Source organism: Kribbella albertanoniae, from assembly GCF_004348455.1.
Lineage (GTDB): Bacteria > Actinomycetota > Actinomycetes > Propionibacteriales > Kribbellaceae > Kribbella > Kribbella albertanoniae.
The window spans coordinates 1-18,296 of the sequence record NZ_SMKA01000190.1 but is presented as its reverse complement, the minus strand read 5'-3'; the positions used below and the strand labels follow the sequence as shown (position 1 = coordinate 18,296).

Annotated in this window: 24 protein-coding genes; 15 read left to right on the top strand and 9 right to left on the bottom strand. The window is 66.6% G+C overall.

Translation table 11 applies throughout. The features are described 5' to 3' along the window. From E1261_RS45500 to E1261_RS30885, 13 genes are all read left to right on the top strand, one after another. Positions 1 to 294: hypothetical protein (locus tag E1261_RS45500; RefSeq protein WP_165952711.1), on the top strand; the 294-nt coding region annotated here is incomplete at its 5' end. Positions 295 to 297: 3 nt separating this feature from the next. Beyond that, a complete protein-coding gene (locus E1261_RS30930) occupies positions 298 to 4,392 on the top strand; it encodes a phage tail protein (protein ID WP_132412798.1) in 4,095 nt (1,364 codons plus the stop codon). Next, positions 4,389 to 5,288, top strand: a complete 900-nt coding sequence (locus tag E1261_RS30920; RefSeq protein ID WP_165952710.1) for a hypothetical protein — start codon at positions 4,389 to 4,391, stop codon at positions 5,286 to 5,288. Before E1261_RS30930 ends, E1261_RS30920 begins: the two co-directional genes overlap by 4 nt. Beyond that, positions 5,288 to 6,415: a DUF5047 domain-containing protein gene (locus E1261_RS30915; protein ID WP_132412792.1), complete on the top strand. Its 1,128-nt coding sequence runs from the start codon at positions 5,288 to 5,290 to the stop codon at positions 6,413 to 6,415. Before E1261_RS30920 ends, E1261_RS30915 begins: the two co-directional genes overlap by 1 nt. A gap of 11 nt (positions 6,416 to 6,426) precedes the next feature. Next, a complete protein-coding gene (locus E1261_RS30910) occupies positions 6,427 to 6,975 on the top strand; it encodes a hypothetical protein (RefSeq protein WP_132412790.1) in 549 nt (182 codons plus the stop codon). 15 nt (positions 6,976 to 6,990) lie between these two features. Continuing rightward, positions 6,991 to 7,320: a hypothetical protein gene (locus tag E1261_RS30905; RefSeq protein WP_132412788.1), complete on the top strand. Its 330-nt coding sequence runs from the start codon at positions 6,991 to 6,993 to the stop codon at positions 7,318 to 7,320. Between the two features lie 12 nt (positions 7,321 to 7,332). Continuing rightward, the gene (locus tag E1261_RS45495) at positions 7,333 to 7,509 is read left to right on the top strand and encodes a hypothetical protein (RefSeq protein ID WP_165952709.1); all 177 of its coding nucleotides are present in this window, start codon (positions 7,333 to 7,335) and stop codon (positions 7,507 to 7,509) included. A 126-nt stretch (positions 7,510 to 7,635) separates the two neighbouring features. Continuing rightward, a complete protein-coding gene (locus tag E1261_RS30900) occupies positions 7,636 to 8,337 on the top strand; it encodes a M15 family metallopeptidase (protein WP_165952708.1) in 702 nt (233 codons plus the stop codon). A 32-nt stretch (positions 8,338 to 8,369) separates the two neighbouring features. Next, on the top strand, positions 8,370 to 8,603 hold the full coding sequence (locus E1261_RS30895) for a hypothetical protein (RefSeq protein WP_132412784.1): 234 nt from the start codon (positions 8,370 to 8,372) through the stop codon (positions 8,601 to 8,603). Positions 8,604 to 8,606: 3 nt separating this feature from the next. Further along, entirely contained in the window at positions 8,607 to 8,852 is a 246-nt protein-coding gene (locus tag E1261_RS30890; RefSeq protein ID WP_132412782.1) for a hypothetical protein, read from the top strand. A gap of 2 nt (positions 8,853 to 8,854) precedes the next feature. Next, complete coding sequence (locus tag E1261_RS45490) at positions 8,855 to 9,025, top strand: hypothetical protein (RefSeq protein WP_165952707.1); 171 nt, start codon at positions 8,855 to 8,857, stop codon at positions 9,023 to 9,025. Continuing rightward, positions 9,006 to 9,161, top strand: a complete 156-nt coding sequence (locus tag E1261_RS45485; RefSeq protein ID WP_165952706.1) for a hypothetical protein — start codon at positions 9,006 to 9,008, stop codon at positions 9,159 to 9,161. Before E1261_RS45490 ends, E1261_RS45485 begins: the two co-directional genes overlap by 20 nt. Further along, on the top strand, positions 9,158 to 9,622 hold the full coding sequence (locus tag E1261_RS30885; protein ID WP_132412780.1) for a hypothetical protein: 465 nt from the start codon (positions 9,158 to 9,160) through the stop codon (positions 9,620 to 9,622). Before E1261_RS45485 ends, E1261_RS30885 begins: the two co-directional genes overlap by 4 nt. 152 nt (positions 9,623 to 9,774) lie before the next feature. Here the strand turns inward: E1261_RS30885 and E1261_RS30880 are convergent, their stop codons facing one another. The 9 genes from E1261_RS30880 to E1261_RS30840 all read right to left on the bottom strand — a co-directional run bounded on the left by E1261_RS30880 (position 9,775) and on the right by E1261_RS30840 (position 17,020). After that, positions 9,775 to 10,380, bottom strand: coding sequence for a hypothetical protein (locus E1261_RS30880; protein ID WP_132412778.1), 606 nt, complete (start codon positions 10,378 to 10,380; stop codon positions 9,775 to 9,777). Beyond that, positions 10,380 to 10,787: a hypothetical protein gene (locus E1261_RS30875; RefSeq protein WP_132412776.1), complete on the bottom strand. Its 408-nt coding sequence runs from the start codon at positions 10,785 to 10,787 to the stop codon at positions 10,380 to 10,382. Before E1261_RS30875 ends, E1261_RS30880 begins: the two co-directional genes overlap by 1 nt. Before the next feature lie 122 nt (positions 10,788 to 10,909). Further along, positions 10,910 to 12,079 carry a tyrosine-type recombinase/integrase gene (locus E1261_RS30870; protein WP_132412774.1) on the bottom strand — a complete coding sequence of 390 codons (1,170 nt, stop codon included), beginning with the start codon at positions 12,077 to 12,079 and terminating at the stop codon, positions 10,910 to 10,912. A gap of 150 nt (positions 12,080 to 12,229) precedes the next feature. Then, positions 12,230 to 12,784, bottom strand: coding sequence for a flotillin family protein (locus E1261_RS30865; RefSeq protein ID WP_238176536.1), 555 nt, complete (start codon positions 12,782 to 12,784; stop codon positions 12,230 to 12,232). A gap of 34 nt (positions 12,785 to 12,818) precedes the next feature. Further along, a complete protein-coding gene (locus E1261_RS30860; RefSeq protein WP_132412772.1) occupies positions 12,819 to 13,013 on the bottom strand; it encodes a hypothetical protein in 195 nt (64 codons plus the stop codon). 42 nt (positions 13,014 to 13,055) lie between these two features. Beyond that, entirely contained in the window at positions 13,056 to 13,880 is an 825-nt protein-coding gene (locus tag E1261_RS30855) for a carbohydrate ABC transporter permease (RefSeq protein WP_132412770.1), read from the bottom strand. Then, a complete protein-coding gene (locus E1261_RS30850) occupies positions 13,877 to 14,761 on the bottom strand; it encodes a carbohydrate ABC transporter permease (RefSeq protein ID WP_132412768.1) in 885 nt (294 codons plus the stop codon). The genes E1261_RS30855 and E1261_RS30850 overlap by 4 nt, the downstream gene beginning before the upstream one ends. A 14-nt stretch (positions 14,762 to 14,775) precedes the next feature. Beyond that, positions 14,776 to 16,065, bottom strand: a complete 1,290-nt coding sequence (locus E1261_RS30845) for an ABC transporter substrate-binding protein (protein ID WP_132412766.1) — start codon at positions 16,063 to 16,065, stop codon at positions 14,776 to 14,778. A gap of 4 nt (positions 16,066 to 16,069) precedes the next feature. Further along, positions 16,070 to 17,020, bottom strand: coding sequence for a carbohydrate kinase family protein (locus tag E1261_RS30840; RefSeq protein ID WP_132412764.1), 951 nt, complete (start codon positions 17,018 to 17,020; stop codon positions 16,070 to 16,072). Positions 17,021 to 17,149: 129 nt separating this feature from the next. Between E1261_RS30840 and E1261_RS30835 the strand changes: the two genes are divergently transcribed. Next, positions 17,150 to 17,902, top strand: coding sequence for a DeoR/GlpR family DNA-binding transcription regulator (locus E1261_RS30835; protein WP_132412762.1), 753 nt, complete (start codon positions 17,150 to 17,152; stop codon positions 17,900 to 17,902). Positions 17,903 to 17,996: 94 nt separating this feature from the next. Continuing rightward, positions 17,997 to 18,296 (top strand): family 4 glycosyl hydrolase (locus E1261_RS30830; protein ID WP_476703274.1); only part of this gene is annotated, 300 nt, incomplete at its 3' end.

Here is an 18,296-nt window from a genome sequence, read left to right as displayed (position 1 = left end):
GGCAGGGTGGGCGTGCGGCGGCTGCTGTCGTTCCTCGCTCACCTGCCCCCCGACTCGGCTGTCAGCCGGGAAGTGAACAGCAACTGGAACGACGACCGGGAGTTGGCGGCGGCTCTGGTCGAGCTGGCACATGCGCAGTTCCGCGCAACCCTCGCGGCCGGTGGCGTGAAGCGCCTGCCGCGACCCCTCAAGGTCCCCAGACCTGAGCCCTACAAGGGCGATGCTGTCGCGCCCGCGAAGCCGCGACAGCCCAATGAGGCCGAGGTCATGGCCTTCTTCTCAGCCGGGAGGTGAGCCATGGGCAAGGTCGGTGACGCCTACGTAGAGGTCAAGCCGGATACCGACAAGTTCGGTACCTGGCTCAAGGCGCAGATGGCCGGAGTATCCGGCCAGGCGGACAAGCACGGACGCAACACCGGCCTGCGGTTCGGCAACGCCATGCAGTCGGGCATCGCCTCATCGATCGGCCGTACCGGCATCCTGGTCGGGCTCGGGGCGGTACTGGCCGGACCGTTGTCGGCGGCAACCTCCGGACTGGCCGCGGGACTCACCGCGCTCGGTTCGTCGGCTGCCTACGCTGGCGGTTCGGCCGCTGCCGCCATCCCGATCTACACCGCGCTGGCCCAGGGCATCGGCGTGACCAAGATCGCGACCGTTGGCATGGAAGACGCCTTCAAGGAAGCGTTCAAGGCACAGGCCGCGCTGGGTGCCGGTGAGAAGCTGACCGAGGCGCAGCAGAAGAAGCTGACCGCCAGCATGAAGAACCTGGCACCGGCCGCACGCCAGGTCGTCGGCGAAACGCTCAAGCTGTACCCGGCGTTTCAGAAGCTGCGGCTAGGTGTCCAGCAGCGCATGTTCGCCGGGGTCGCCGGGGTCATGCGCACCACGGCCGGCCGCGTGCTGCCCCTGCTGACGCGCCAGTTGAACACCAGCGCGACCACAGTCAACCGGCTGGGTAAGGCGTTCGTCGCCGCGAACACCACGGCGCACGCCATGCGGGACTGGGGCCGCATCATGGGCGCGAACAACACCATTCTCAAGCTGATGGGCTCGGCTGCCATCCGGGCGTTCTCCGGGGCACGTAGCGCCCTGATCCCGCTTCTCCCGTTCGGCGTACAGCTGTCGCGCACCGTGAACAACATCGCCCTGTCGTTCGCCAGGTGGGCGGCCAGCGCCAAGGGCCAAAACCAGATCACGGTATTCATGCGCGGCGCGTTCGCGTCGGCGAAGCTGCTGCTCTCGATCTCGAAGAACCTGGCCATTGCGCTCGGCAACATCTTCAAGCAGGGCAAGGGAACCGGGGACTCGCTGCTGGTCCTGATCAACAACCTGACTGCCCGGTTCGCCAAGTGGACGAGTTCGCTCCAGGGCAAGTCCGCCCTCCAGAAGTGGTTCGCCGAGGGCAAGGAAACCATGATCGAGTTCGGTCGCCTGATCGGCGACGTAGCTCGCGCTTTCGGTGGCCTGGCCGGTACGTCGGACCCCTCGCAGACCATCGCCAACATCCGGGCCGCGATCCAGCCGCTACTTGGCCTGCTCCAGCAGTTGAACGCCACGGGCGTCGGAGAGCAGGTCATCACCGGCTTTGCCCAGATCGGCGCAGCGCTCCAGCAAATGAATGCTGGCGGTGCGCTGGCCGCATTCGTCGGCTCGCTGGCGTCCATGACCCAGGCCCTGGCCAACTTCGTCACGTCCGTGCCCGGTGGCACGCAGACCATCGCGAGCCTGGCCGGTGTGCTCGGCACCCTGGCCGCGATCCGGTTCGTCGGCTCCGTCACCGGCATCACTCAGCTCGGGCTTGCCATCGGCAAGCTGGGTGCCGCAGGCATCAAGTCGCAGGGCGGCGTCAGCGGCACCTTCGACACGATCCGGCTCAAGGGCATGCTTCTGGCCGACTCGATGCGCGGCATCGGCGCGAAGATGGCTTCCGGCCTCTCGACCGCCTGGACCGGCATCGGAGTGGGCGCGGTCAACACGCAGTCCAAGTTGACCAAGTTCGGCTACACCGTGCAGGAGACCTTCCTCCAGTTGGGCTCCAAGATCGCTACCGGCGTACGAAGTGCAGGCACGGCACTGTCCGGCTTCGCCAGCCGCGCCGCGCAGACCGGAGCCAGCATCGGCGCGTCCATCGGTCGCGGTGCCGCCACGGCCGGCACTGCCATCGGACGGTACGGTGCAGCCCTCGGGCGCGGTGCCGCAGCCGGTCTGCAGATCATCGCCATGAATGCGCGGGTGGCCGCATCCATCGCCCTGGTTGGGATTCAGTCGGCGCTGGCCGCAGCCAAGACCCTCGTCATTCGGGCAGCCATGGCCGCCTGGACGGTCGTGCAGTGGGCGCTCAACGCGGCCATGACCGCCAACCCGATTGGCCTCCTGGTGGCCGGGCTCGCGTTGCTGGCCGGGGCCATCTACCTGGCCTGGACCCGCAGCTCCACCTTCCGCACGGTCGTGATGGCCGTTTTCAACGCGATCCGGTCTGTTGTCGTCAGCAACCTGAATGCCGTGCGCGCTGTGGTGACTGCGGTCTGGGGGTTCATCGGCCCGTTCATCTCGCGGGCCGTCTCGGTGATCGGCTCAGTAATCCGGACGTACTTCACCATCTACGTCGCCGTGATCCGGGCTGCCCTGACCTCGATCGCCGCCGTCGTCCGAGCCGGATTTACCATCGGCCGGACCATCATCATGACCGTGGTTCGGGTCGTGAAAGCCCTTGTAACAGGCGATTTTGGCGCGATTCGCGGCATCATCACCGGGGCCATGGCCACCATTCGGGGCGCGGTCTCGGGTGCCTTTTCCACGATCCGCGGCGCGGTGTCCTCGGCCATGTCCACGATCAAGTCCGCGATCTCCGGGGCCTGGTCGTCGGCGGTCGCTGCCTTCCGCAACGGCGTGTCCAATGCCGTGTCAGCGGTCGCATCCCTGCGGGGCAAGGTGACCGGCGCAGTGTCCGGCGCAGGCAGTTGGCTTGTGTCGGCCGGTGCCGACCTGATCCGTGGACTCATGAGCGGTATCTCGTCCATGGCTGGAGCCGTTGCAGGCAAGGCGCGAGAGGTCGTCTCCAGTGCCGTCAGCGCGGCGAAGGGTGCCCTGGGCATCAGTTCGCCGTCCAAGGTGTTCATCGAGATCGGGAAGAACACCCTTGCCGGTTTCGTGAAGGGCCTCCAGGCCGACTCGGGCAAGGCGAAGCAGGCCACGGTTGCCCTGATGGCCGCGATCCGCGACTCGGCCGCGAAGCTGATCGAGGGTGCTCGCATCACCCCAGCCGAGCGGACCAAGCTGGTCAGCCAGCAGACGAGTCTTCTGCGGACGCTGGCGAACAACGCCGCGCGCCTGTCGGCCGACAAGAAGGCCAAGAAGGCAGGCCGGGCAGGGCTTTCGGGCGCGCAGCTTGCGGTCCTGCGCCGAGCCGACGCCGAGGCGCGCGCCCGCCTGCGGGACATCACCGCCGACCTTCAGCGCGGGTCGACTCTGTCGGCTGCCGAAATCAAGCTGATCAATGCCCAGCGCAACAAGATGGTGGCCGCGATCAGCAAGGCGTACAACACCAAGCTGGCTCCGGCCCGCAAGGCTCTCGACCTGCTCAACGCCCGTATCGCTACGACGACGGACCAGATCAAGAACCTGAAGAACCTCCGTGCAGAGGTGGCCAAGTCGGTCGCGGATGTCGGGCTCGGGGCACGCGACCTGTTCGGCCAGATGATGGCGGGCATCGCGCCGGACCCGGCTGCCGTCATCGCCCGACTCGGCCAGAACCTCAAGGCTGTAACGGATTTCAAGAACAAGATGGCGGCTCTGCTGAAGAAGGGCCTGAATGCCGATGTGGTGCAGCAGATCGCCGCACAGGGTGCTGTAGCCGGTGGCCAGATGGCCGACGTACTGCTCAAGTCCACCCCGGCGCAGGTGAAGCAACTCAACTCCACCTATGCCCAGATCGGCTCGGTTGCCAGCCAGACCGGCAACCTCGTGGCGGGCGGCATGTACGACGCCGGGATCAAGGCCGCCGAGGGGCTGCTCAAGGGCTTGCAGGCCAAGCGCAAGCAGTTGGAGACCTACCTCACCGGCCTGGCGAATTCGATGGTTGCCGCGCTCAAGAAGACGCTCAAGATCAAGTCGCCGTCGCGGGTGTTCCGCGACATCGGCATGAGCACCGGGGCCGGTCTGGCGCTCGGCCTGGAGCGCTCGCAGCCACTGGTCGACCGCGCCCAGCTCTCGATCAACGGACCCGCGCTTGGCACCGCCACGCCGCTGCCCAACGGGTTCGGCCCGCAGCTCGCCATCGGTCAGCTTCGGGTGTTCATCGGTGACCGCGAGATCACCGACATTGCCCGGACCGAGGTCAAGGCGGCGAATACCAAGCTGGCCGACAAGAACCTGCGGAGGACCACGGTATGAGCACCTGGCGGCAGGTCGTCTACGCCCGCCATGACTGGCAGGAAGTCAAGACCAGCCTGGCGACCTGGCAGGCGCTCAAGGACAACCCTGGCGAGCCCACCGCCATCACCCTGTACGCCGAGCCCCGGCAGGCCAGCGGCGGTGTGCTCCTGGAGGCGTTCGCGCCGTTCCGCTTCAACTGGGTCACCATCACCCGCACCGTGGGCAGCGACACCACAGTGATCCGCGACGGCGAGAACGCAGCCCTGAACAATGGCGGCTGGATCGGGTTCGACTATGAGGCCCCGCTCGGCGTTGACATGTTCTACACCGCGACCTTCACCCGCACCGGTAACCCTGAGACCGTCACCACCAACAGCGCGACCATCCGCCTGGAGGCCAAGGGGTATGGCCGCGCGTGGATCAGCAACGCCGTGGACCCGGCCAGCGCGATTCTCGCGTGGGTCGATGGGCTCGATGAGATCGAACGGCCGGCCGAGGTCGGCGTGTTCGACATGGTCGGCCGCACGCTGCCCGTCGTGGTCACCGGCACCCGTGGCTCTCGGCGCGGCGAGGTCCGCATCAACACCGAGACCCTGGACGACCGGGACGCGCTGTGGGGGCTGCTCGAGAACGGCGATGTCCTGTTGCTCCGGACCACCCGAGAGTTCGGCGTCGGCAATCTCTACCTCGTGGTGCAGAAGGCCACCGAGGCGCGGGTTACCCGGCTCGGCATGTTCCCCAAACGACGGTTCTCCCTGGAGTTCGTGGAGACCTCGTCGCCCATTGGCCGCCTCGTGTCCGGCCGGGACAACACCTGGCAGCAGGTGCTCACCGGAGCGGCCGACTGGCAGGCCGTCAAGACGCAACGCGCGACCTGGCTCGACGTGTACCGGACCCCGTTTGCGGTGGGCTGATGTACCCGGTATCGGAGCGGTTCCTCAAGGCCGTACGCCAGTCCCATCGCATGGTTGCCTACGTCGACCTGTTCTCCGGCAACCGGCGCGTGAACCGCGTGCCGATCGCCGGAGGCTCGGTCAGCCTGGACCGCACCGCGCAGGTCCGTGCACAGGTCGATCTGTCCATCGCTCGTCGCGACATCGCCGGATTCCTGGGCGACTCCACGCTGACCCCGTACAGCACGCAAGTGCAGGTGTACCGCGGAATCCTGTTTGCCGATGGCAAGGAAGAGACCGTCCCGCTGGCGCAGGCGTTCCTGACTGAGGTCACCTGGGACAGCAAGGAAATGCTGAGCGTCCGCGCCTTCGACCGGTCGCTGGTCATCGCGGACGCCAAGTTCCCGACCAAGCGGACGATCCAAGGCCCATCGGCGCTCGACCTCATCGCCATGCTCGCCGCCGAACCCTGGGCCGCGACCTGGAATGCCGGGGTCATCAACCGGCCCGCCACGCTCAACGTGCTGCCCGGCGTCGTGGATGCCGCCGTGCCCGCGACCGAGGTAGATGAGGACCGCTGGAATGCGATCCAGCAACTGGCCTACCAGCTCAACGCCGAGGTGTACGCCTCGTACAACGACTCCCGTCTGATCGTTGCCCCGAGCCCGGACATGGTCGCCCCGGCCCCGGTGTGGACCGTGGACTATGGCGAGGCCGGATCGCTGGCCGACTGGGAACACACGGTCACCCGCGAGAACGTCTACAACGCCGTCAGCGTGCAGGGCAAGGCCGCCTCCGAGGTGTTCGCCGACCCCTACGGCTACGCCGAGGACACCACGCCGACCAGCCCCACCTACGTGCGTACCTTCGGCCGCCGCACGCTGATTCAGCAGGTCGAGACCCTTCAGACCGAGGCCGCCTGCCTCGCCGCCGCGCGCCAGCTCCTGGCCCGCTCGCTCGGCCTGTCGTCGTCGGTCGACCTGTCGATCGCGCCAAACCCGGCACTTCGCCCCGGCGATGCCGTGACTGTCGCCCTGCCTGATGGCACGACCTCCACACGGGTGATCGACAGCCTCACCATCCCGCTCACCCCGGCCGGTGAGTTCTCCCTCAACACCCGGACAACCAACATCACCCTGCCCGCCTGAACGGAGGCGTCGTGCCCAACTACACAGCGAAGAACGCACTGCCGTACCCGCTGCTCACCGAGGCCCCGGACGGACCCGCAGCGTTCCAAGCCCTTGCCGACCGCATCGAAGCAGTGTGGGCGGTCCCCAAGCCGTCCGCGATGCTCAAGCAGAACGCCGTACAGAACATCCCCGCCGCCGTCTCGACGCAGGTCCTGTTGCCGACCGTCGTGCACAGCCAAGGCGGCATGGCCGATGCCGCGAACAACCGCCTGGTGGCCCCGGTCGCGGGCATCTACTGCGTGATCGGCCAACTCGCTTTCCAGTACATCGCGGGCGCGGCCAACACCTACCGCCGTGTCGGAATCCGGCAGGGCGCGGCCACGGATCTCAACTTCATGGCCGTCGACCAGGTGACCACCAACAGCCTTGCGACCGTCGCGCAAACGACCTGGCACGGCCCGCTGGCGGCCGGTGACCCGATCACCCTGCACGCCTTCCAGAACCACAGCGCGGCCATCGGCACCGTCCTGACGCCCTACTACTGCTCGCTGGCCGCCTGGCTGATCCAGGCCACCTAAGGAGGAAGCCGCTACATGTGGGTCAACTTCCGCGCATCGCGCGATGACAACACCATCTACTGGCAGGTGACTGAGGCGAAGATCGACGGTCCGACGTGCCTCAATATCGAGGTCCCGGACCCGATCGTGAACAGTCCCGCCGCTGTGGAGCGCCTGCTCGCCGGGACCTCCCAGGCCGAGCTGTGCGGAGCCTGCGACGGCGCGACGGTCGGCCTCCAGCCGTGGGGTGGCGTTGGCTACCACGCCGAGAACTGCGCTTGGTACTACGGCTGGACTTTGCGCGATGCGCCTTGGGTGCCGCGCAATCTCACCCCGGAGCCGACTCCGGAAACCCCAACTGAGTAAGGAGAAATCGCCATGGGCGTGTTCGAGACCAACCCTCGCGAGGAGAAGGACACCGCTGCCCCCACCGCCGATCCGACGCCGACTGGCGGCGTGGTCGAGGTCGAGGGGACGGAGCCGAGCCAGACGGCCGGCGAGCAGCCGCAGGCCGAGCCCGAGCCGGATACCACCCCGGCCGAGACCGACCACTGACGAACGGGAGGCACCACCATGGCAGCCCGTTCCGCCTATGGGGCCAACCCCCATGCTGGTGCCTCCCGCAACAATGCGCAGGCGCGCGGCTGGGGTCCAGGCTGGCCCAATGCTCAGGAATCCAAGATGGCCACCGTTGCGGCGGCCGGGGTCAAGGTGCGCGTGCGGCGCGAGATCGCTGCACTCGTACAGACCCTGCTCCAGGTCACGGAGAAGCTGGGCTATGACGTCAAGGTCGGCCAGACCTGGGGGTTTGCCAACCGACCGATCCGAGGGACCAAAACCCCGAGCAACCACTCCTGGGGCCTGGCCGTGGACATCAACAGCCTGTCCAACCCGATGGGCTCGACGTTCAAGACCGACCTGCCTCCGAGGGTGGTCAGTGCGTGGGAGTCGTGCGGGTTCTACTGGGGCGGCCGGTATGAGAACCGGCCGGACGCCATGCACTTTGAGTACATCGGCCGCCCGGCTGATGTCGCCGCCCACCTGGCCAAGGCCAAGGCGCTGCTCAACCCCGCGCCCGCAGCGGTAGCCCCGCCGCTCGACCTGTCCCTGCTGATGAAGCAGTGGCGCATCGACAAGGCGGCCCGCGCCGGTCAGAAGCCCACTGAGTCCCTGTCCGCGAGCGAGGCGCATTGGGTGTCGTGGTACCGCCGAAGCTACGGAATTCTCCTGACCCGCAAGGGCGTCAAGTACGACGGCCGGGAGACCTTCCTTTCCCTGACCCAGCGATTCCAGAAGGCGTATGGGCTCGTCGCGGACGGCATTCCCGGACCGAAGACGGCGGACATGCTGCGCCGACTCGCTGGCTACCGCGTCCAGGCGTAGCGCCCGCCCGACATGCACGCAGAGGAGAACTCATGATCTGGAAGCGCGAACCAGCGTTGATCCTCGGTGTCGTCCAGGCCATCATCGCCCTGGCGGTGTCGCTCGGCTTCGGCCTGTCTACCGAGCAGGTGGGCGCGATCCTGGCCGTGTCCGCCGCCGTCATGGCGCTGGTCACTCGGAGCCAGGTCACGCCGACTGCGAAGGAGCCAGAGCCGGAACCGCCCGCGGAGCCGCCCGCCGACTGGACCGACAACCAGGCGGCGTGATGCATGGACACGACGCCGATCCTGGCGCAGTACGGCGCTCTCGGCGTCATGGTGATCTTTGCGGGCTTCGCCGTCCGGACCCTGTTCCAGCGCGAGACGCAGGCGCATGAGCGGGAGAAGGAACGGGCCGACCGGATGGAGGCCGAGGTGCAGCGCCTGAATGCTGTGATCCAGGAGAAGATGCTGCCGATCCTCCACGAGGCAACGAAGGCGATCTCCGATGCCCTGCAAGAGCAACGACGGAGGTAACCATGCCCGGACCGACCAAAGACGAGATCGCGAACGCCAAGGCGCTGCTGGCCAGCTCGCAGGCGTTGCGCGAAGACCTGCTGGGCGCGGTCGGCAAGCTGGACAGCTACATCGAGCAGTTGAGGGAAGTTGTTCCGCCTGCGGAGGGGATTGATGAGCGCCCGCGTACCTGATGTGCCAGCCGGGTTGATCCGCGACACCAACAACCTGCTGGCCACGCTAGACCAGACCGTGGCTAACCTGCGCGACTTCACCGAGAAGTTGCGTGCCGCAACAGACCAGCAGCGCCTACAAGGAGGCAACCAGTGACCGATCCGGACCTCGCCCGCCAGGCGACAGACCTGACGGCCGGCGTCGATCGACTGAGCCAGGCCGTGTCCGCCCTCGCGGTCAGTCAACGTCGCGTCAAGGCCGCCGTTGTCGGCATCGTCGTCGTACTGGCACTGGTGGTCGCCCTGTCAATCGTCGTGGTGTTCGTTGCCGCCGACACCCGCGAGGCCACCCGGCGCGCCGAGGAAGCCAACAGCCTGGCGGCTCGCAATGCCCAGGCGGCCAAGGTGACTTGTGAGAGCGGCAACGAGGCACGCCGCGTCACTCGGCAGATGTGGACCTACGTCTTGGACCTCACCATCCGCAGCACCGCAAACCTCACAGCCGAGCAGCGCCGCCAGGCCGCGACCTTCCGGGCGTACCTGGCCACGGTGTACGCCGACCGCGACTGCGACTCGCCCAACCCGACACCCCTACCGAGTCCCACCCCGACCCGGTAACGTCGACCAACGAAAACACCCCCCACCCGCGCGGGACGGCGCAAGGGTGGGGGGTGTTTTGCGTTGCTACCGCTGCCTGCGAACCACAGCCAGGCTGACAACCAGGCTGACGACCGCTGGCACCAACACGTAGGTGACGAGCCAGCCGAGCACTAGGCCGCCGCGATCTCTTGGACATTGCGGCCGAGGGCTCGCCGCTGCGCGTAGATGCCGTGCGGGTCGTCGTTGTCCCGTGCCCACAGGAACAGAGCTGTTGCCGTGGTGGCGATGGCGGCGTGAGTCCGCACGGCATGCCCGCCCATGATTTCCACGTCCTCCTGTCCGCAGACCGGGCAGACAGTGCCGAGAGCATCGAGCGATGAATCGAAGCCGTGCAGGTCTTTGACGTGCTTGGCCCAACCAGAGCTGGCCGCGTAGTTGAGTGGGCACCACAGGCAGTAGTGCTCGCGCTCGCCGCCGTCCGCAGGTTTGCGGCCCTTGCGGGTGCCGGTCAGCGTTGCGTGCATCGCGTTGTGCTCCGGACTGTTCGGCCTCACCCGGCCGGATGCCTTGCCCCTCGCTTCAACGGGGACCACGCGGCCGAACTCCGCGACGTACCTGCGGATCTGTCCGTTGGTCATGTTCTCGTCGCAGGGGTCGCAGGTGTCGGCTAGGCGAGGCTTGCCGTCGGCCCCTAAGTAGGTCCGTTCCTCGGCGGGGAAGTCCTGGCTCCCGTCGTGGTTGTCGCACCAGCGGATGACTACGACTCGCGACCCCATCAGACCACCCGCCGCAACTGCGGGCGTTCCTCTTCCACCGCCAGCACCATCAGGCGCAGCGCGCCCTTGCTGTCGGCACCCAGACGACCTGTGCCGGGGTCCATCAAGTAGCCCTCCTCGTAGCGTGGGGCAGACCGCTGGATGGCCTCCCCGGTGAACGGGTGGATGGTGAAGTCGCAGTAGACCTTCTTGCAGCGAACGCATCGCGCCGTCTGGAGCAGCAGGTGCCGCCACTCCGTCTTGCGCGTGATCCCGTTGTAGCCGCGAACCTTCGGCTCCTCCGTTAGCGGCCTCGCTGCCCAGCCATCCCACCAGTGGCTTTGCGTCAGACGACACTTCAGGACGCCCTTACTCTTGCCTGCGGCCCATGATGCGGCGTCGTCGCGGTCAGCCCATTTCACGTCCATCTAGGGGTGCTCCCTTCCGGTGTGTTAGTAAGTGCTAGGTAAATGCCTACCGCAAAAAAGGCTCCCCTGGCCACAATTCGCGGCCAGGAGAGCCCGTTACGGGACATTAGGGACACATCGGGCTAGCTGACAGCCTTGAGGTGGCGATCGGCCGGTGCGGTCTGAGCCCTCCAGGCTTGCAGCTTCTGCATGCGTTCGTTGCCCTTGCGCTCGCTCGGGTGCCCGTAGATGTCGTGCGTGATCTGGATGGATGAGTGACCCACATCCCTGCTGACACCGAGGTCGTCGGCCCCGGCGTCCAGCGCGTCCGACGCGAACGTGTGCCGGATGTCGTGGAAGCGGGCCTCAGGCACCGAGAAGCCCAGAGGCGCGATCTTCTCCCGCAGCCGCCGCCAGCGGGTTTGCACCGTCCCCGGCGAGAGCATGCGGCCGGTCCGACTCGGGAACGTCCAGTGCTTGTTGCCGTGGGCCTTCAACCGCTGGCCCAGGTCGAGCGGAATCTCCACATCGCGGATGCCGTTGTCGGTCTTCGGCTCGCCAGTGGCCCAGCCGCCATCGTCGGTGCGGGTCGCGGTCAGCCGGACCGCCAGCCACGCGCGGCCCTTGCGGATGATGACACGCTCTGGTTTGAGCGCGCACAACTCGCCCTCGCGGAGACCGGACTCATACGCCGTCTCGATCATCAGTCGCATGTCGCCGGTCTTGGCGTGCTTGATCAGCAGGGCGAAGTCCTCCTCTGACAGCCGGTGCCATGCCTTGAGGTCCGGCCGATGGATCTTCACCGTCGCGAACGGGTTGCCGGGGATCAGCCGCCGCTTCACCGCGTAGGTGCAAACCGCCTTGGCTGTACTGAGAGCCGGGCGCGGTGCAAGCCCGCGCTTGCTCAGGTCGTTCTTCAGCGCCTCGGCGTCGCTGTCGGTCAGGGACTCGATCGGCACGGCAAGCCACGCACTGAGCTGGCACTTCCGCGCCCGGTGCGTGCGGACCGTGCTGCCGCGTCCCTCGTGCTGGTCCAGCCACTCATCCATGACAGCTTCAAAGGTCGGCCCGCCTACGGCCGGCTGCTCGCCGGGGGTCGTCGGCCTGATTCCGATGATGCTGCGGTCGAGCACTTCGGGGTCGGTGTCGTAGACCATGTGTCCCCGGACCTCCACAGCCGCTTTCAGCCGCTTTGCGTCCCGCTCGCTGTCCAGGGTCACCGACTGCCCTGCGCCCGTCCTGCGCCCGCTGTAGCGCCACTTCACTTGCCATGACGTGCCGGTCTTGCCTACCCGCTTCACAACACTGGCCATGCCAGTTGCCTCCTGCTCTCCGATCCCCGGTGATGAGTCGGGGTGTGGTGTGTGCTCCCTACACCGGAGAGGCTACGGGAATTGGTGCACCCGTGGTGTGCCCAAACGGGACACAGGGGACAAGTTCGCCCAGGTCAGAGGCTGGTTGCGTCAGGTCTCCTGGATCTGCAGCGAGTCGACCACCAGGCCGAGCTTCTCCATGTCACCGGCCAGCGAGCCCCGGATGTTCGTGGTCAGCGTCTCGCGGTCGTGCAGCATCTCCTCGACCGTGGTCGAACCGACGATCGCCCGCAGGTGACCGGCGAACAGCTCGTGGATGGTGCCCATGACCTGCTCGTCGCTCTGCTCCAGGAAGCGCCGGGCCGCGTTCGCGATCGAGCCGTAGTCGTCACCGACCTTGTACGCCGTGACGCCCTTGATGTGCAGCGGAATACCCTGGCTGGACACACAGGTGACGGTCAGCGGGGTGGCGCGGATGTCCAGCGGCAACCGCCGGACTGTCTGAAAACCGGGCAGCACCGCGGTGCCGCGGCCGACCACGATCTTGAACCCGAGGGTCTCGTTGACCTGTTCCGTGCTCGAGTGCGCGCCGAGGCCGGAGATGATGAGTGCCTCGTTCGGTTCGGCGACCCGCCAGACCATCCGGAACAAGAGCAGTAGTACGACCAGGGCAACAGCGCCACCGATCACGTAGGTCCAGAGCATTTCCCCTCCAGGGAACCAGAAGCAACAGCGTGGGTTACAGAGCGCGGGAGACGTAGACCGTGCGCGGCGGGTCGTAGTCCACGACCACGACCTGCGCGCCGACCTCGATCTCTTCGTCGACCGCGGGGTAAGCGTAGAAGGCTTCGGTGGCACCACGGACCGGCAGCATCACTTCGCCGACGATTCCTGGTGCGATCCGCCCGATCACGCGCCCCCGCTTGCCAACCATGACGCCCCTCCGACGTACCGCTGCTGCTTCCGGTTCCGGAGTTTAGCCCCTGATCGCTCCCTCGGTTGCGCCCTTGATGAACTGCCGGGCGAAGACGATGAAGATCACGATCAGCGGGACCATCGCCATCAGTGCACCGGTCATCACCATGCTGTAGTCGACCCCGTGCGAACGGTTGAGACTGGACAGCGCCACCTGCAGGGTCAGGTGGTCGGGGTTGGTCAGCACGACCAACGGCCAGAAGTAGTCGTTCCAGGATCCGACGAAGGTGAAGATGCCCAGGAACGCGAGCGCCGGCCGGGCCGACGGCAGCGCCACGTTCCGGTAGACGCCGAAGAAGCCGCAGCCGTCCAGGGTGGCCGCCTCGACCAGCTCGTCGTGGATCGAGCTCTGGAAGTACTGCCGCAGCCAGAAGATGCCGAAGGCATTGGCCGCCGCCGGAATGATCAGCGCCTTCAAAGAGCCGACCCAGCCGAACGCCGCCATCGTCTGGAACTGCGGGATCGCGCCGAGCTGCGCGGGCAGCAGCATCGTCGCCAGCAGGATCACGAACAGCGCGTTCCGCCCCGGGAACCGGAACTTCGCGAACGTGAACGCGGCCAGCGAGTCGAAGAACAGCACCAGCAGCGTGGTCGAGACCGCGACCACCAAGGTGTTGCCCATCGACTGGAAGAACGCCACGTTCGCCAGTACGGCGCGGACGTTGTCGTCGAGTTGCGACCCGAGGGTGAACTTCGGCGGGAACCGGTAGATGTCGGCGGTGGTGTTCGTCGCCATCACCAAGGTCCAGTAGAACGGGAACAGCGACGCGATCCCGGCGATCGCCAGCGCGACGTGCAGGCTGACGCCCTTCCAGTGCCACCTCACTGCTTACCCCTTCCGCCGACCAGCTTCCAGTTGATCGCCGTGAACAGCAGCACCAGCATGAAGATGCTCAGGGCAATGGCCGCGGCGTACCCGTAGTCGTTGTTGAGGAAGGCCTGGCTGTAGAAGTACATGACGATCGTCATGCCGCTCTGGCCGACACCACCGCTGTTGCCGACCATCACCTGTGGTTCGGTGAAGGTCTGCAGACCGCCGATCGTGGACGTGACGACGGTGAACAGTACGACGGGGCGCAGCTGCGGCAACGTGATCTGGAAGAACGTCCGGACCGCGCCGGCGCCGTCGACCTTGGCCGCCTCGTACTGTTCCTTGGGGATCGACTGGAGTCCGGCCAGATAGATGATCGTGTTGTACCCGGCCCATTGCCACACGATCATCGTCGAGATCGCGATCTTGATTCCCCATGGTTGCCCGAGCCAGTCCTGACTGGGCAGACCGAGCGCGCGCAGACCGGAGTTGATCAGCCCGAAGTTCGTGCTGAAGACCGCGGCGAAGAAGATCGCGGCGGCCACCAGCGACGTGATGTTCGGGATGAAGTAGGCGATCCGGTAGACGCCGGAGAACCGGACAGCCGAGTTCAGCATCACCGCCAGCACGAGCGCGATCGCCAGCGTCGGAACCGTGGACATGAAGAACAGCACGATCGTGTTCTTCAGGGCCAGCCAGAACGTGCTGTCCTCGATCAGGAACGCGAAGTTCTGCAACCCGACGAACTGCCGGGCGCTGAACCCGTCCCACTTCTGGAAGCCGAGCAGGATCGTCGACACCATCGGGTAGAGCCCGAAGACCAGGAAGAGCACGTAGAACGGCGACAGCGCCAGGTAGAACCGCCAGTACGACCAGACGCTGCGCCGGTGCCTCATCGGAGCGGTCAGTGTCACTGAACGCCCTGTCGTTTGCCGATCTGCTTGGCCTTCTCGACGGCCTCGGCCCAGGCCGCGTCGGAGGTCTTCTTACCGACCTGCACCAGCTTCAGTGCGTCAGTGAACGGTACGGCGATGGCCGCGTCCAGCGGGGCCTCGTACGCGATCGGGATGTCCTTGGCAGCCGGTCCGAACACGTCGATCGGCACCTGTCCACCGAAGAACGGGTCCGCGGCCTTCAGTTGCGGCTTGTCGTACGCCGCCGGCGTCGCCGGGAAGATCTGCGCGTCCGCGAACGCCTTGGCCTCGTTGTCCGGGCTGAGCATGTACTTGATCACCTCGAACGCGGCCTTCGGGTCGGCGGCGTTCTTCGTGATCGCCAGGAACGAGCCACCGAAGTTCGCCGGGCCACCCGGAGTCGGCGCGACCCGCCACTTGCCGACACTCGTCTTCGCGGCGGCCTTGATGTCCAGCGCGACCCAGGCCGCGCCGACGACCGTCGGCACCGTGCCCTGGTCGAGACCGGCGTTCCAGTCGTTCGATCCGCCGAGCGTCTTACCGTCGACCTTGAGCGTGATCGCCTTCACCACCGTGTCCCACGCCTTGCGGATGTGGTCCTGGTCGCCGATGAACTTGTTGTCCTTGTCGATATAGCGCGATGTGCCCTGGTTGACGATCGTGCCGTACATGTCGACCGCGTCCGCGACGATGAACGCCTTCGGGTTCTTCGCCTTCAGTTCGACGCCGGCCTGCAGGAAGTCGTCCCAGCTCTTCATCTGCTCGCCGACCTTGGCCGGGTCACCCGGCAGGCCGCCCGCGGTGAAGACGTCCTCGCGGTAGAACAGCGCGGTCGGGCCGATGTCGATCGGGATGCCGAGCACCTTGCCGTCGAGAGTCGTTGCCTGCTTGACCTTCCACTCCAGGTACTGACCGAGGAAGGCGTCGTCGGCGCCGATCGTCTTCAGGTCCACGAACCGGCTCGCCTGCGGCAGCAGCGAGGCGATGTCCTCACCCTTGATACCGGTGATGTCCGGGATCGACGTACCGCCGCTGAACGTGGTCAGCAGCTTCTGCTTGAAGTCGCCGCCGACCTCGGAGTACTTGATGTGCTGGTCCGGGAAGTGCGCGATGGTGTCGTCCAGGACGGACTTGCCCAGACCGCCCGGCCAGCACCACAGTGCCAGGTTGCCGGTGGCGTTCTTCTTGGTCGAGCCGGTGTCCATTCCGGACGAACAGGCGACGACTGTGCCGCCGAGCACGGCTGCGAGGCCCCCAGCAAGCAGCGTTCGACGTGACAGCTCCATGGTCTTACCTTCCTGAGTGAGCGCTGATCAGCGCATAAAGGTGACGGTCTTCGGGGTGTTCCTGCTGCCACCTGGCCAGGTCCGCCCAGCGGGGCGCCGCGTCGGCGCCGCCTAGCTTGGTCACGGACAGAGCGGAGGTGAGGGCGGCGAAGCGGACCCGCTGCTCCAGCGGCAGGTCCCACAACGTGGCAGCGATGAAGCCGGCGGCGAACACATCACCCGCCCCGGTGGTGTCCGCCGCCGGGACAGGGAAGGCCGGTACGGCGATGCGCTCGCCGGTGCGGCCGTCGATCGCCTCGGCCCCGTGCGCGCCGTTCGAGACGACGACCACCGGGACCTTCGTGGCGAGCGCGTCCAGCGCCGCGCCGGGCGACGTCGTACGGGTGTAGGCCATTGCTTCGTCCGCGTTCGGCAGGAAGACGTCGCAGTGCTCGAGTTGGTCGAGGACTGCTGGGTCCCACTGCTCGGTCGGGTCCCAGCCGACATCGGCGAACACCAGACTGCCGGCGGCCTTTGCCTTGGCGAGCCAGTCGTTCGGCCACGGACCGATGTGCGAGGCAACGGCTTTGGCTTTGGGGGAAGTGATGATCAGATCGTCGGCGCTCAGTGGTGGCGCGCTGCCGCGGGTGACCAGCGCACGATCGTTGTCGTAGGCAAGGGCCACCGTGAGTGGGGTCGGCCAGTCGGGGACCTTGCGGGAGAGGGTGAGATCGATACCTTCGTTGGTGCTGAGGTTGTCCCAGAGCCGGTCGCCGAGGTCGTCGGCGCCGAAGGTCGCGGCCATGCCGGTGCGCAGGCCGAGTCGTGCCAGCGCGACCGCGAAGTTTGCGATCCCGCCGGGGCTCTCGTGCGAGTCGGTCGCCCAGACCTCGGTCCCCGGGCGCGGGGGCGTGGGCAGGCCGAGCACCAGGTCCTGGAACACCAGGCCGGATACGACCACGTCAAGCTCTTCCATGAGCTGGCCCCATACTCCTGCAGGTCTGATCAAACTCCTGCACGAATCTTGAATCTCTTCGTCAGATTGCGCAATACCTAATCAAGACTGTGACTGAAAATGACAGAGTTTGCGTGATACGGTCGTGATGTGTTGCCGAAGCAGCGTCAGGACGAGATCGTGCGCGCACTCCGGGTCGATGGGGCCGGAGGTGTGAAGGTGCTGGCCGCCCGCCTGGGGGTCAGCGAGGCGACGATCCGTCGCGACCTCGAACAGTTGCACGACGAAGGCCGGTTGACCCGGGTGTACGGCGGCGCTCTCGCCGTGGACGGGGGAGACGAGCCGTTCGCGGATGTGAACGCCGTACATGCCGCTGAGAAGGACCGAATCGCGCGGCGGGCTGCGGAGCTGGTTCAGGACGGCGAATCCGTGCTGCTCGACATCGGGACGACCGCGTTGCGGGTTGCCCAGCATCTGCACGGGCGGTCACTGACTGTTGTCACGAGCAACCTTGCTGTGCTCGAAGAGCTGCAGAACGACGAGTCGATCGAGCTGATCATCCTCGGCGGTTTCGTACGGCGGAGCTACCGATCGCTCGTCGGCTATCTGACCGAGGAGAGCCTGCGGCAGATCCACGTCGACTGGCTGTTCCTCGGCACGAGTGGCGTTCGGCCCGACGGTCGCGTGATGGACAGCACGATGATCGAGGTCCCGGTCAAACGAGCGATGATCAAGGCCGCCGACCGCGTGGTGCTGCTCGCCGACGCAACCAAGTTCCCCGGCCACGGAGTCGCCCGCGTGTGCGAGCCGGCCGAGCTCCACACGGTCATCACCGAGCCCGGCGCCGACACGGCGACCCGGGTCCAGCTGGCCGAAGCCGGCGTACAGGTAGTGCTCGCATGACCCCCCATGCGTCTTGCGTCCGAAGGGACGCAGTGCGTGGTCGGCGGGTTTTCGGACATAACGGGAGCAGGGAGAGCGGACAGGTGGGAATCTCGTGAGACTGACGATCCTCGGCGGCGGCGGATTCCGGGTCCCCCTCGTCTACCACGCCCTCCTCAACGACCACGGCCCCGGCCGAATCACCGAGGTCAAGCTCTACGACACCGATGCCCGCCGGCTGTCCGCAATCGCCACCGTCCTCCGCCAGCAGGCCCTCTCACTAACGTCCGAAGACACGCCGACGCCCGTCTCCGGATCTTCGGACGTTGCGCCGGTGGTGACGGCGACGACTGATCTGGATGAGGCCATTCGGGGGGCCGACTTCATCTTCTCGGCGATTCGGGTGGGTGGGCTC

Coding starts and splice junctions, on each gene's coding strand:
- E1261_RS30845 (WP_132412766.1), bottom strand. CDS start 16,065: ATGGAGCTGTCACGTCGAACGCTGCTTGCTGGGGGCCTCGCAGCCGTG.
- E1261_RS30900 (WP_165952708.1), top strand. CDS start 7,636: ATGGCCACCGTTGCGGCGGCCGGGGTCAAGGTGCGCGTGCGGCGCGAG.
- E1261_RS45485 (WP_165952706.1), top strand. CDS start 9,006: ATGAGCGCCCGCGTACCTGATGTGCCAGCCGGGTTGATCCGCGACACC.
- E1261_RS30930 (WP_132412798.1), top strand. CDS start 298: ATGGGCAAGGTCGGTGACGCCTACGTAGAGGTCAAGCCGGATACCGAC.
- E1261_RS30890 (WP_132412782.1), top strand. CDS start 8,607: ATGGACACGACGCCGATCCTGGCGCAGTACGGCGCTCTCGGCGTCATG.
- E1261_RS30895 (WP_132412784.1), top strand. CDS start 8,370: ATGATCTGGAAGCGCGAACCAGCGTTGATCCTCGGTGTCGTCCAGGCC.
- E1261_RS30920 (WP_165952710.1), top strand. CDS start 4,389: ATGAGCACCTGGCGGCAGGTCGTCTACGCCCGCCATGACTGGCAGGAA.
- E1261_RS30905 (WP_132412788.1), top strand. CDS start 6,991: ATGTGGGTCAACTTCCGCGCATCGCGCGATGACAACACCATCTACTGG.
- E1261_RS45490 (WP_165952707.1), top strand. CDS start 8,855: ATGCCCGGACCGACCAAAGACGAGATCGCGAACGCCAAGGCGCTGCTG.
- E1261_RS30875 (WP_132412776.1), bottom strand. CDS start 10,787: ATGGACGTGAAATGGGCTGACCGCGACGACGCCGCATCATGGGCCGCA.
- E1261_RS30865 (WP_238176536.1), bottom strand. CDS start 12,784: ATGCTCTGGACCTACGTGATCGGTGGCGCTGTTGCCCTGGTCGTACTA.
- E1261_RS45495 (WP_165952709.1), top strand. CDS start 7,333: ATGGGCGTGTTCGAGACCAACCCTCGCGAGGAGAAGGACACCGCTGCC.
- E1261_RS30870 (WP_132412774.1), bottom strand. CDS start 12,079: ATGGCCAGTGTTGTGAAGCGGGTAGGCAAGACCGGCACGTCATGGCAA.
- E1261_RS30860 (WP_132412772.1), bottom strand. CDS start 13,013: ATGGTTGGCAAGCGGGGGCGCGTGATCGGGCGGATCGCACCAGGAATC.
- E1261_RS30915 (WP_132412792.1), top strand. CDS start 5,288: ATGTACCCGGTATCGGAGCGGTTCCTCAAGGCCGTACGCCAGTCCCAT.
- E1261_RS30880 (WP_132412778.1), bottom strand. CDS start 10,380: ATGGGGTCGCGAGTCGTAGTCATCCGCTGGTGCGACAACCACGACGGG.
- E1261_RS30840 (WP_132412764.1), bottom strand. CDS start 17,020: ATGGAAGAGCTTGACGTGGTCGTATCCGGCCTGGTGTTCCAGGACCTG.
- E1261_RS30850 (WP_132412768.1), bottom strand. CDS start 14,761: ATGAGGCACCGGCGCAGCGTCTGGTCGTACTGGCGGTTCTACCTGGCG.